The sequence below is a fragment of the Streptococcus sp. CF8_St5-11 genome (assembly GCF_024295625.1).
Classification (GTDB): Bacteria; Bacillota; Bacilli; order Lactobacillales; family Streptococcaceae; genus Streptococcus.
The window spans coordinates 234,618-247,204 of the sequence record NZ_JANCOJ010000002.1; the positions used below are offsets into that span (position 1 = coordinate 234,618).

Sequence of the window (12,587 nt, forward strand, 5' to 3'; positions counted from 1 at the left end):
TGTCAAAACTTGGAAGAAAGTATCACTCCAACGATAACTCTTGGACCTGTAACTTTTAATTTGACCCTACTTGCTATGACCTTGATTGCTGTTTTGGTGGTTTTTGGCTTTATTTATTGGGCCAGCCGTAAAATGACGATCCGACCAAAGGGCAAACAAAATGTGCTGGAATACGCATATGACTTTGTCGTAGGCTTCACCAAAGGAAATATTGGGGAACATTATATAAAGGACTATTCCTTGTTCTTGTTTGTTCTTTTCCTATTTCTTTTAGTGGCCAATAACATTGGATTGATGGCTAAAATCGAAACGACCAATGGTTACAATTTGTGGACATCACCAACCGCTAACCTGGGTTATGACTTTGCCTTTTCATTTTTGATCACCTTAATCGCCCATGTAGAAGGAATTCGCCGACGTGGTGTGAAGGAATATTTAAAGGCTTTTGTGACACCTGGATTTATGACCCCCATGAATATTTTGGAAGAATTAACGAACTTTGCCTCCTTGGCACTTCGGATCTTCGGAAATATCTTTGCGGGTGAGGTATTAGCAAGCTTGCTCGTGAACTTATCACACCAAGCTTTCTATTGGTATCCATTTGCCTTTATTGGTAGCATGGCATGGACTGCATTTTCAATTTTTATTTCATGTATCCAAGCCTATGTGTTTACCATGTTGTCATCAATCTATATTGGTAAGAAAATTAATGGCGAAGAGTAAGTAGAGGAGGAGTAGAAGAATGCATGTATCAATGAGTGAAATTATTGGTAACTTTATTCTCATTGCTGGTTCCTTCCTATTATTAATCTTTTTAATAAAGAAATTTGCATGGAACAATATCAATGGAATTTTAGAAGCGCGTGCCAAAAAGATTACAGATGATATTGATGGAGCAGAATCAGCTCGTCAAAAAGCTGAGGAACTAGCAAGTAAACGTGAAGAAGAGTTGGCAGGTAGCCGCAAAGAAGCTGCGTCTATCGTCGAAAATGCAAAGGAAACTGCAGAAAAGAACAAATCTCAGATCCTTTCAGAAGCCACTCAAGAAGCAGTACGTTTGAAAGAAAAAGCGCAACAAGAAATTGCGCATAACAAAGAAGAAGCATTGAACAGTATCAAAGGCGATGTGGCAGATCTCACTGTCAATCTTGCCGGCAAATTGTTGAGTCAACAGCTGGATGCTGAAGGTCAACGCCAACTGATCGATCGCTATCTTGATGAATTAGGAGAAGCCTAATGGACAAAAAGCAACTGATGGTGATTGAGAAATATACCCAGCCTTTTGTTCAATTGGTCTTTGAAAAAGGAGAACAAGATCTAGTCTTTGAAAAATTGACCCAAATCAAGGCTATTTTTGAAGAGACTGGACTTGCTAACTTCTTAGCTCATATCGGTGTAGAGGATGAAGAGAAAGCAAAAAGTCTAAGACTTTTTCAACCCTCTGATTCACAATTACTCGACCATTTGATTGAAGTGGTTATTCTCAATCATCGTGAAGCCTTATTTTATGACATTGTAACGATTTGTTTGGATCAGATTCAACTGTTGAGCAACGCTTTTGTCGTCACTGTTACGACGGTTGCTGGTTTGGATCCTGTTCAAGAGCAAAAGCTAATCCCCATTATCGAAAGAAAATTTGGGATTCAAGTTCGCTCGATCCAACAAAAGATCGATCCAGATTTAATTGGTGGCTTTGTCGTGACAGCCAATCATAAAACGTTGGATACCAGTCTCAAACACCAATTGCAAGTTATAAAATCTAAATTGAAATAGAAAGTGGTGTGAATTTTGGCGATTAACGCACAAGAAATCAGCGCTTTAATTAAGCAACAAATTGAAAATTTCAAGCCAAACTTTGACGTCACTGAGACAGGTGTTGTAACCTACATTGGTGACGGGATTGCCCGCGCTCATGGGCTTGAAAATGCCATGAGTGGTGAGTTGTTAATCTTTGAAAATGGCTCATACGGGATGGCCCAAAACTTAGAAACAACGGATGTCGGGATCATCATCTTGGGTGATTTCACGGATATTCGTGAAGGAGACTCTGTCCGTCGTACAGGTAAAATCATGGAAGTCCCTGCAGGGGATGCCTTGATTGGTCGTGTTGTTAACCCACTTGGCCAACCAGTAGATGGTTTGGGTGAGATTGTGACAGATAAATTCCGTCCAGTTGAAACACCAGCTCCTGGTGTTATGCAACGGAAATCTGTCTCAGAACCCCTACAAACTGGTTTGAAAGCCATTGATGCCCTTGTTCCAATTGGACGCGGTCAACGGGAATTGATCATCGGGGACCGTCAAACAGGGAAAACTTCGATTGCCATCGATACCATTTTGAACCAAAAGGGTCAAGACATGATCTGTATCTATGTGGCGATTGGTCAAAAAGAATCAACAGTTCGTACGCAAGTAGAAACTCTCCGTAAATACGGAGCTATGGATTATACGATTGTGGTAACCGCTTCGGCTTCTCAACCGTCTCCATTGCTTTATTTGGCACCTTATGCTGGGGTTGCCATGGCAGAAGAGTTCATGTATAACGGTAAACATGTTTTGATCGTCTATGATGATTTGTCAAAACAAGCCGTAGCTTACCGTGAATTGTCCCTTCTTCTTCGTCGTCCACCAGGACGTGAAGCCTTCCCAGGGGATGTCTTCTATCTCCACAGCCGTTTGTTGGAACGTTCTGCGAAAGTTTCGGATGAATTGGGTGGGGGTTCTATTACAGCTCTTCCAATCATTGAAACCCAAGCAGGGGACATCTCCGCTTATATCGCAACCAATGTGATTTCGATCACAGACGGACAAATCTTCTTGCAAGATAGTTTGTTTAATGCCGGTATTCGTCCAGCCATTGATGCCGGATCTTCTGTTTCCCGGGTTGGTGGATCTGCTCAAATCAAGGCTATGAAGAAGGTTGCTGGTACCCTTCGTATCGACCTCGCTTCCTACCGTGAGTTGGAAGCCTTCACGAAATTTGGTAGTGATTTGGATGCGGCCACTCAAGCGAAATTGAACCGTGGTCGTCGGACAGTGGAAGTCTTGAAACAACCTGTTCATGAACCATTGACAGTTGAAAAACAAGTCGTGATCTTGTATGCCTTGACTCATGGTTTCTTAGATAGTGTTCCAGTAGACGACATTCTTCGTTTCCAAGAAGAGTTGTTTGATTACTTTGAAGCACATTATCATCAAATCTTTGAGACGATTCGTTCGACACATGATCTTCCAGCAGAAGAAGAACTGGATGCAGCCCTTACTGAATTTGTCAACCAGTCAAATTTCAAATAGAAATAGGAGTGGAAGATGGCAGTTTCATTAAATGATATTAAAAATAAAATTGCATCCACAAAAAACACCAGTCAAATCACCAATGCCATGCAGATGGTGTCCGCTGCCAAACTTGGTAAATCTGAGCAGGCAGCCAAGGATTTTCAGGTTTATGCTGCTAAGGTTCGTAAGCTCTTAACAGACTTGCTCCATGGACATGAAACAGAAAATACCAAGTCCCATCCGATGTTGGTGAGTCGCCCGGTAAAAAAGACAGCTTATATCGTGATTACATCCGATCGTGGTTTGGTTGGAGGTTACAATGCCTCCATCCTTAAAACCATGATGGAAATGAAGGCAGAATACCATCCAACTGGAGATGACTTTGAAGTGATCTGTATTGGAAGCGTCGGTGCGGATTTCTTCCGTGCCCGTGGGATTCAGCCGGTTTATGAATTGCGTGGTTTGCCTGATCATCCTAGCTTTAAGGAAGTTCGCAAGATCATTTCGAAAACAGTCCAAATGTATCAGGAAGGCTTGTTTGATGAGTTGTACGTCTGTTACAACCACCACGTCAACAGTTTGACGAGTCAAATGCGGGTGGAACAAATGCTTCCAATTATTGATTTGGACCCAAATGAAGCGGATGAGGACTATGTATTGAATCTAGAATTGGAATCTAGTCGAGATGCCATTTTGGATCAATTGCTTCCTCAATTTGCTGAAAGCATGATCTATGGTGCCATTATTGATGCTAAAACAGCTGAAAATGCTGCGGGGATGATGGCCATGCAAACTGCAACAGACAATGCCAAGAAAGTCATTGATGAATTAACGATTCAATACAACCGTGCTCGTCAAGCAGCGATTACACAAGAAATTACTGAAATCGTTGCTGGTGCTAGCGCCCTTGAATAGTTGTCGGATACAATTTTATATACAAAAACAGATGCTCGAAAGAGAACTTTTGAGCAGTAGAAATTACTTAGAATAGGAGAATGACATGAGTTTAGGCAAAATTTCTCAGGTCGTAGGTCCCGTCGTAGACGTTGCCTTTTCCGTTGGAGATAAACTTCCTGAGATCAATAATGCGCTTGTAGTCTATAAAAATGACCAACAAAAATCAAAAGTCGTTCTTGAAGTAGCTTTGGAACTTGGTGATGGGGTCGTACGGACCATTGCCATGGAATCAACTGATGGTTTAACACGTGGAATGGAAGTCTTGGACACTGGTCGTCCAATCTCTGTTCCTGTCGGAAAAGAAACCTTGGGACGTGTCTTCAATGTTCTTGGAGATACCATTGACTTGGATCAACCTTTTCCTGAGGATGCTCCTCGTGACTCCATCCACAAAAAAGCTCCATCCTTTGACGAGCTCTCTACTTCAGAAGAAATTCTTGAAACAGGGATCAAGGTTATTGACCTCTTAGCCCCTTATTTGAAAGGTGGGAAGGTCGGACTCTTCGGTGGTGCCGGAGTTGGGAAGACCGTCTTGATTCAAGAATTAATCCATAATATTGCCCAAGAACACGGTGGTATTTCTGTATTTACCGGTGTTGGGGAACGGACACGTGAAGGGAATGACCTTTACTGGGAAATGAAAGAATCTGGCGTTATTGAAAAAACAGCCATGGTCTTTGGACAAATGAATGAGCCACCTGGAGCACGGATGCGTGTTGCTTTGACTGGTTTGACCATTGCGGAATACTTCCGTGATGTCGAAGGTCAGGACGTTCTCTTGTTTATCGACAATATCTTCCGTTTCACTCAAGCCGGATCTGAAGTATCAGCCCTTTTGGGACGGATGCCATCAGCCGTTGGTTACCAACCTACTTTGGCAACTGAAATGGGTCAATTGCAAGAACGGATTACGTCAACGAAGAAAGGTTCTGTTACATCGATCCAAGCCATCTATGTGCCAGCCGATGACTATACAGACCCAGCGCCAGCAACCGCTTTTGCTCACTTGGATTCAACCACCAATTTGGAACGTAAATTGGTACAATTGGGGATCTACCCTGCGGTGGATCCATTGGCATCAAGCTCACGTGCCCTTTCTCCAGAAATCGTAGGAGAAGAACACTATGCAGTAGCTTCTGAAGTCAAACGCGTCCTTCAACGTTACCATGAATTGCAAGATATCATTGCTATCTTGGGGATGGATGAATTGTCTGACGAAGAAAAGACCTTGGTTGCTCGTGCTCGCCGGATCCAATTCTTCTTGTCACAAAACTTCAACGTTGCGGAACAATTTACAGGTCAACCTGGTTCTTATGTACCAGTTGGAGAAACTGTTCGTGGCTTTAAAGAAATTTTGGATGGGAAATATGACCATCTTCCTGAAGATGCCTTCCGTGGTGTTGGATCGATCGAAGATGTGATCGCCAAAGCTGAAAAAATGGGATTCTAAGAAGAGGTGAAAGATGAGTCAAATGAACGTCCAAATCGTTACACCGGATGGACTGGTTTATGATCATCATGCCGCATTTGTATCTGTCAAGACAATTGATGGTGAATTAGGGATTTTACCTCATCATATCAATACCATTGCGGTTTTGGCTGTAGACCAAGTAAAGGTTCGTCGTGTCGACGATGACAAACATATTGATTGGATTGCAGTCAATGGTGGGATTATCGAAGTAGCTGATAATGTCATTACCATTGTTGCCGATTCTGCCGAACGTGCTCGAGATATCGACATTAGTCGTGCAGAACGTGCCAAACTGCGAGCTGAAAAAGCGATTGAAGAAGCCAAAGATCAGCATTCGGTTGATATGGAACGTCGTGCTAAAATTGCTCTTCAACGCGCCATTAACCGGATTAATGTCGGAAATCGTTTATAAGATATTCAAATAAGGTGGAGGTTTTGTCCTCACCTTATTTTTGTTGGGAGAGAATCAAAAGAAGAAAGTACGGACCAAATATGGTATAATAGCTGTATGATTCAAATGATTTTTAACCTTTCAAGCCATCTATTGTTTATCTTTTTTGCCTATTACCTATTGTTGAACCTGGTTCAATGGGAAAAGTTTTTAAAAGTAAGTGCTGAAAATGCGGTTAAAATCCGTTTTTTGATCTTGATGATCAGCATTGGAATCGGCTATCTAGCCAGCTCATTTTTTATCAGTGTCTATGAGATGAGTCGGCAGATTTTTATTGGCCAATTCTAGCCACATTTTATAAAAAATATGGTATGATAGAAAGCGTGACTTTAAGAAATTGGAGAACAATCCCGTATGGAAAAAATAATCGTTAATGGTGGTCATAATCGACTGGTTGGAACCGTCAAAATCGAAGGAGCAAAAAATGCTGTCCTTCCTCTTCTTGCTGCAACAGTTCTAGCAAGCGAGGGCGTGACAACCTTGAAAAATGTACCTGTTTTATCAGATGTCTTTACAATGAACAATGTTGTTCGTGGGTTGAATGCACAAGTAACCTTCAATGAAGAAGACAATACAGTTGTCGTAGATGCGCAAGCAAAATTATCAGAGGAAGCGCCTTATAAATATGTGAGTAAGATGCGGGCTTCTATCGTTGTCCTAGGTCCTGTCTTGGCACGCAATGGCCATGCCAAAGTTTCCATGCCTGGAGGCTGTACGATCGGTAGTCGTCCGATTGACCTCCATCTCAAAGGTCTGGAAGCTATGGGAGCTGAAATTACCCAAACGGCCGGCTATATTGAAGCAAAAGCAGATCGTCTCAAGGGTGCACACATCTATATGGACTTCCCATCAGTAGGGGCGACACAAAATATTATGATGGCTGCAACCTTGGCAGATGGAGTCACTGTGATTGAAAATGCAGCTCGGGAACCTGAAATTGTTGACCTAGCTCTCTTGCTGAATAAAATGGGAGCTAATGTTAAGGGGGCAGGAACTGAGACCTTGACCATTGTTGGTGTGGAGAGCTTGCACGGTGCAAACCACAATGTCGTGCAAGACCGCATCGAAGCTGGAACTTTTATGATTGGGGCAGCCATGACAGGTGGAGATGTCTTGATCGAAGATGCCATTTGGGAACACAACCGTCCGCTTCTATCTAAGATGCAGGAGATGGGTGTAACGGTAACCGAAGAAGAAAATGGAATTCGGATTCAATCGGATATCAGTAAGCTTCGTCCAGTAACCGTTAAAACCCTTCCGTATCCAGGATTCCCAACCGATATGCAGGCTCAATTCACAGCCTTGATGGCCATGGCTAAAGGTGAGTCTACCATGATTGAAACGGTCTTTGAGAATCGCTTCCAGCATTTAGAAGAAATGCGTCGGATGGGCGTTCACTCGGATATTATGCGGGATACAGCTCGTATCGTTGGAGGGGAAAGCTTTCAAGGTGCAGAGGTCATGTCGACCGATTTACGAGCAAGTGCAACCTTGGTCTTGATGGGCTTGGTAGCAGAAGGAGAGACGAAAGTCAGCAAATTAAGTCACTTAGACCGTGGTTATTATCAATTCCATGAGAAATTGGTGGCACTAGGTGCAGACGTGAAACGTGTAGAGGAAGAAGACGATGAAAACTAATCTTCGCTATGTTGGAAAACAGCTAGGAATTGTCCTCCTGTTGGCTGTGATTGGCATCATCATTTTTGCAGTTGGTTTGGTCATTGGCTATGGAGTGATTGGCGATGGAAAAAATCCATGGTCCATTCTCTCTCCGGATACCTGGTCAGAAATCATTGGAAAGCTAACCGGCAAATAAGATTTAAATAACATTGAGTAAATAGGAGAGCAGCGAATTGAGTCAGTGACCGATCTAGCGCTGCTCTTTTTTGGAGAGAGACATGACAAAACAAACAATAACCAAACGAACCAAACAAACCTTAGCAGGTTTTGTGGTGGCAACAGCCCTAGCAATCGGGGGCTATTATTTTAATCAGCCGACGATAAAAGAAGCGACGGATCAGGTTGTTTCCGTGGTGACGAGTAGCCAAGAGGAAACACCTAGTAAAGAGTTAGCTAGCTCTGTATTAACGAAATCTGCCCGTTCACAATTGGGAAATGACTTGGAATGGAATGGTGCTGGAGCCTTTGTCGTTAAGGGAAATCGAACAGATCTGGATGCCAGTGTGGCTAGTCAACCCTATGCAGATAACAAGACAAAAGAAGTGAATGGAAAGACCGTACCGACGGTTGCGAACGCTATTATGACCAAGGCGACTCGCCAGTACAGAGATCGAGATGCAACAGGTAGTGGCCTAACCGATTGGAAACCTGCAGGTTGGCATCAGGTCCACAATCTGTCAGGCGAGTATGACCATGCTGTGGATAGAGGTCATCTATTGGGTTACGCCTTGATCGGTAATCTCAAAGGTTTTGATGCTTCGACTAGCAATCCCAAAAATATCGCTGTGCAAACGGCTTGGTCCAATCAAGCCAATGACCCTCATTCCACTGGTCAAAACTACTACGAGACCCTGGTACGAAAAGCACTGGATAAGAACAAGCGGATCCGCTATCGGGTGACCTTGATCTACAACCAGCCAGAAGATTTGATTCCATTGGGGTCTCATATTGAAGCCAAATCGAGTGATGGGACACTTGAGTTCAATGTCTTTGTTCCCAATGTTCAAAGTGGAATGAGCCTGGATTACCAGACAGGAAAAGTAACCGTCCATCAATAAGCTGGAAAGCATAGCTATTTAAGTTATTTTTAAGTATGGAGTGGTATAATTGCATACCTTCTTTAAGAGAAAGGAGAATGTATGAGAACCATTTTTCGGTTTTTCAGAGGAATCCTTCGCATGGCTTGGAGTCTCTTTTGGGGATTTTTCTGGACCATTGCCATCAGTTTTCTCGTCCTAGTGGGGATCATCTATTTCACAGATTCTCCTAGTTCTGGTATGGATGGGGTTGGGCGAGCTGCCCAAAAGGTTGTCTATCAAGTCGGGAATTTATTTGGTGATCAGGGCTTTGCATCGCGCTTTGGAATGGCACCTAGCTCACAGACGACGCAGACGGATAATCATGAGCATAGTGGTGCTCGCTGGGAAAAAGCGGAGGCCACGGTCTACCTGGATCCCAATATCAGTCAAACTTTTGTAAAAGCCTATCGAGATGCCATTGAGGCTTGGAACCAAACAGGTGCCTTTACTTTCAAGCTGGTCACAAATGAAAAAGAGGCCAATGTGGTCTTGACCGAAATGGACAACGCATCCGTTTCTGCAGCAGGAGAGACTGCCTCTCAAACCAACCTCTTAACCAATCGGTTCACCCACATCACAGTTCGCCTCAATCGCCATTATCTGTTAAATTATGTCTATAACTATAGTTATGATCGGATTGTCAATACAGCTGAGCATGAGCTAGGCCATGCGATTGGGTTGGACCACACAGATGGAGAATCGGTTATGCAACCAGCTGGCTCTTTCTACAGTATCCAGGATTCAGATGTAGAAGCAGTCCGGCAATTATACAAGGAATAATGAGTTTTAAAATACTTGCTAAAAGTTCTGGGCCTCAAGGGGCTCGGGATTTTTTTGATGCTTCGTCTTCCCTTGTTTAATCCGTAAAAAGATAGTAAAATAGGAACATGATTATTTTACAAGCCAACAAAATTGAACGCTCTTTTGCAGGGGAGGTTCTTTTTGATAATATCAGCCTGCAAGTGGATGAACGGGACCGGATTGCCCTGGTCGGAAAGAACGGAGCCGGTAAGTCCACGCTCTTAAAAATCTTGGTGGGAGAAGAAGAGCCGACTTCTGGGGAAATCAATAAAAAACGGGACCTTTCTCTCTCTTATCTAGCCCAGGATAGCCGCTTTGAGTCGTCCAATACCATCTACGATGAAATGCTCCATGTCTTTGACTCTCTCCGTAAGACAGAGAAAACTTTACGGCAGATGGAGCAGGAGATGGGGGAAAAAACTGGGGCTGATTTGGAGAAACTCATGCAGGATTATGACCGGCTATCGGAAGAATTTCGTCAGGCTGGTGGCTTCACCTATGAGGCAGATATCCGCGCCATTTTAAACGGCTTCAAGTTTGATGAGTCCATGTGGCAGATGAAGATTGAAGAGTTATCTGGTGGGCAAAATACCCGTCTGGCCCTAGCCAAGATGCTCTTGGAGAAGCCAAATCTTTTGGTACTGGACGAGCCGACCAATCACTTGGATATTGAGACCATTGCCTGGTTGGAAAATTACTTGGTCAATTATAGCGGAGCCCTTCTCATTGTCAGCCACGACCGGTATTTCTTAGACAAGGTCGCAACCATTACCTTGGACTTGACCAAGCACTCCTTGGACCGCTATGTCGGCAATTACTCCAGCTTTGTCGAGCAAAAAGAGAAAAAATTGCTGACTGAAGCCAAGAACTACGAGAAGCAACAAAAAGAAATTGCGGCGCTAGAAGACTTTGTTAATCGTAATTTGGTGAGGGCGTCGACTACCAAGCGGGCCCAGTCTCGGCGCAAGCAGTTGGAAAAAATGGAGCGCCTAGACAAGCCTGAAGCTGGGACCAAGTCTGCCCATATGACCTTCCATTCTGATAAGACATCAGGAAATGTCGTCCTGACAGTAGAAGATGCAGCCGTCGGCTATGACGATCAAATTCTGTCAGAACCTATTAATTTGGATATCCGCAAGATGAATGCAGTCGCTATTGTAGGACCAAATGGGATCGGGAAATCGACCTTAATTAAGTCCATCGTCGGGCAGATTCCTTTTATCAAGGGAGAAGCTCGTTTTGGGGCCAATGTCGAGGTAGGCTACTATGACCAGACTCAGAGTAAGCTAACCCCTCACAACAGTGTCTTGGATGAGCTCTGGAATGACTTTAAACTGACACCAGAAGTGGAGATCCGCAATCGCCTGGGAGCCTTTCTTTTCTCTGGGGATGATGTCAAGAAAACCGTCGGCATGCTGTCAGGTGGAGAGCGGGCCCGCTTGCTCTTGGCTAAACTATCCATGGAAAATAACAATTTCTTGATTCTCGATGAGCCGACCAACCACTTGGATATCGATAGCAAGGAAGTGCTGGAAAATGCCTTGATTGATTTTGATGGGACCTTGCTCTTTGTCAGCCACGACCGTTACTTTATCAATCGGGTGGCTACACAAGTTTTGGAACTCTCAGAAGAGGGCTCGACCCTTTACCTAGGAGACTATGATTATTATCTGGAGAAGAAAGCAGAGTTAGAGGCCCTTGCTGCAGCACAAGCAGAAGCTGTGCCTGTTTCTTCATCAGAAGAAGTCACCAGCAATGATTATCATTTGCAAAAGCAAAACCAGAAGGAACTCCGGAAAATTACCCGTCGCATTGAGCAATTGGAAGCGGAGATGGAAGAGCTGGATAAAAAAATCCAAGACATCACCGAAACCATGCATAGCACCAATGATGCAGCTGACTTGGTTCAACTCCAGAGCGAGCTGGATCAACTAACTGCCCAGCAGGAAGCGGTCATGGAAGAGTGGGCAGAACTGTCAGAGCAGGTGGAATAGATGGAAGATTTAGGCAAAGTTTTTCGTGAATTTCGAATTAGTAAAAATTATTCGTTAAAAGAAGCCGCTGGAGAAGCTTGCTCGACCTCCCAGTTATCCCGTTTTGAATTGGGGGAGTCGGATCTGGCTACGTCGCGCTTCTTTGAAATTTTGGACAATATCCATGTGACGATTGAGAATTTTATGGATAAGGCCAGAAATTTTCAACACCATGAGCATGTGGCCTTGATGGCTCAGATTATTCCGCTTTACTATTCAAATGATATTGCGGGTTTCCAAAAGCTTCAAAGAGAACAACTGGAAAAGGCTAACCGTTCGACCAATCCCCTCTATTTTGAATTGAACTGGATCCTGCTACAAGGCTTGATTTGCCAGAGAGATGCCAGCTACACGATGAAGCAACGTGATCTGGATAAGGTGGCGGATTATCTCTTTCAAACGGAAGAATGGACCATGTATGAGTTGATTCTCTTTGGCAATCTTTATAGCTTTTATGATGTGGATTATGTCACTCGGCTTGGGAGAGAAGTAATGGAGCGGGAAGATTTCTACAAGGAAATTGGTCGCCATCGAAAACTGGTCTTGATTCTAGCCCTCAATTGTTACCAGCATTGTTTAGAACACCGTTCTTTTGAAAGTGCTAGTTATTTTGAGGCCTATGTGGAAAAGATTATCGGCAAGAGCATCAAACTCTACGAGCGCAATGTCTTTCATTACCTCAAGGGATTTGCCCTCTATCAGAAGGGGCAAACAGAAGAAGGGAGTCAGCAAATGCAGGAAGCCATGCATATTTTTGACGTGCTAGGACTTCCAGAGCAGGTGGCCTATTATCAAGAACACTTTGATAAATTTGTAATAAATGAATATTCATAAATAGG

14 protein-coding genes are annotated in these 12,587 nt (G+C 43.6%); all 14 read left to right on the forward strand.

The window, feature by feature from the left end:
• Positions 1-9 precede the first annotated feature (9 nt).
• The 14 genes from atpB to NMM13_RS04920 all read left to right on the forward strand — a co-directional run bounded on the left by atpB (position 10) and on the right by NMM13_RS04920 (position 12,582).
• Positions 10-723, forward strand: coding sequence for a F0F1 ATP synthase subunit A (gene atpB / locus NMM13_RS04855; protein WP_004219958.1), 714 nt, complete (start codon positions 10-12; stop codon positions 721-723).
• A 19-nt stretch (positions 724-742) separates the two neighbouring features.
• On the forward strand, positions 743-1,237 hold the full coding sequence (gene atpF / locus NMM13_RS04860) for a F0F1 ATP synthase subunit B (protein ID WP_003006439.1): 495 nt from the start codon (positions 743-745) through the stop codon (positions 1,235-1,237).
• A complete protein-coding gene (locus tag NMM13_RS04865) occupies positions 1,237-1,773 on the forward strand; it encodes a F0F1 ATP synthase subunit delta (RefSeq protein ID WP_049483899.1) in 537 nt (178 codons plus the stop codon). Before atpF ends, NMM13_RS04865 begins: the two co-directional genes overlap by 1 nt.
• 15 nt (positions 1,774-1,788) lie before the next feature.
• On the forward strand, positions 1,789-3,294 hold the full coding sequence (gene atpA, locus NMM13_RS04870) for a F0F1 ATP synthase subunit alpha (protein WP_009732555.1): 1,506 nt from the start codon (positions 1,789-1,791) through the stop codon (positions 3,292-3,294).
• 15 nt (positions 3,295-3,309) lie between these two features.
• Positions 3,310-4,191 (forward strand): F0F1 ATP synthase subunit gamma, encoded by an 882-nt coding sequence (locus tag NMM13_RS04875; RefSeq protein WP_009732556.1) that lies wholly within the window; start codon positions 3,310-3,312, stop codon positions 4,189-4,191.
• 85 nt (positions 4,192-4,276) lie between these two features.
• Positions 4,277-5,683 carry a F0F1 ATP synthase subunit beta gene (gene atpD, locus NMM13_RS04880; RefSeq protein ID WP_003011794.1) on the forward strand — a complete coding sequence of 469 codons (1,407 nt, stop codon included), beginning with the start codon at positions 4,277-4,279 and terminating at the stop codon, positions 5,681-5,683.
• A 13-nt stretch (positions 5,684-5,696) separates the two neighbouring features.
• Positions 5,697-6,116, forward strand: a complete 420-nt coding sequence (locus NMM13_RS04885) for a F0F1 ATP synthase subunit epsilon (RefSeq protein ID WP_003002471.1) — start codon at positions 5,697-5,699, stop codon at positions 6,114-6,116.
• A gap of 96 nt (positions 6,117-6,212) precedes the next feature.
• The gene (locus NMM13_RS04890; RefSeq protein ID WP_129824257.1) at positions 6,213-6,443 is read left to right on the forward strand and encodes a DUF1146 family protein; all 231 of its coding nucleotides are present in this window, start codon (positions 6,213-6,215) and stop codon (positions 6,441-6,443) included.
• A gap of 66 nt (positions 6,444-6,509) precedes the next feature.
• Positions 6,510-7,793: a UDP-N-acetylglucosamine 1-carboxyvinyltransferase gene (gene murA, locus NMM13_RS04895; protein WP_049474821.1), complete on the forward strand. Its 1,284-nt coding sequence runs from the start codon at positions 6,510-6,512 to the stop codon at positions 7,791-7,793.
• On the forward strand, positions 7,783-7,971 hold the full coding sequence (locus tag NMM13_RS04900) for a DNA-directed RNA polymerase subunit beta (RefSeq protein WP_003006464.1): 189 nt from the start codon (positions 7,783-7,785) through the stop codon (positions 7,969-7,971). The genes murA and NMM13_RS04900 overlap by 11 nt, the downstream gene beginning before the upstream one ends.
• Before the next feature lie 82 nt (positions 7,972-8,053).
• A complete protein-coding gene (locus NMM13_RS04905) occupies positions 8,054-8,893 on the forward strand; it encodes a DNA/RNA non-specific endonuclease (RefSeq protein WP_254727810.1) in 840 nt (279 codons plus the stop codon).
• 81 nt (positions 8,894-8,974) lie between these two features.
• On the forward strand, positions 8,975-9,694 hold the full coding sequence (locus NMM13_RS04910; RefSeq protein ID WP_254727808.1) for a M57 family metalloprotease: 720 nt from the start codon (positions 8,975-8,977) through the stop codon (positions 9,692-9,694).
• Between the two features lie 107 nt (positions 9,695-9,801).
• Positions 9,802-11,709 carry an ABC-F family ATP-binding cassette domain-containing protein gene (locus tag NMM13_RS04915; protein WP_254727806.1) on the forward strand — a complete coding sequence of 636 codons (1,908 nt, stop codon included), beginning with the start codon at positions 9,802-9,804 and terminating at the stop codon, positions 11,707-11,709.
• Positions 11,710-12,582, forward strand: a complete 873-nt coding sequence (locus NMM13_RS04920; protein ID WP_254727804.1) for an XRE/MutR family transcriptional regulator — start codon at positions 11,710-11,712, stop codon at positions 12,580-12,582.
• Positions 12,583-12,587: the final 5 nt, after the last annotated feature.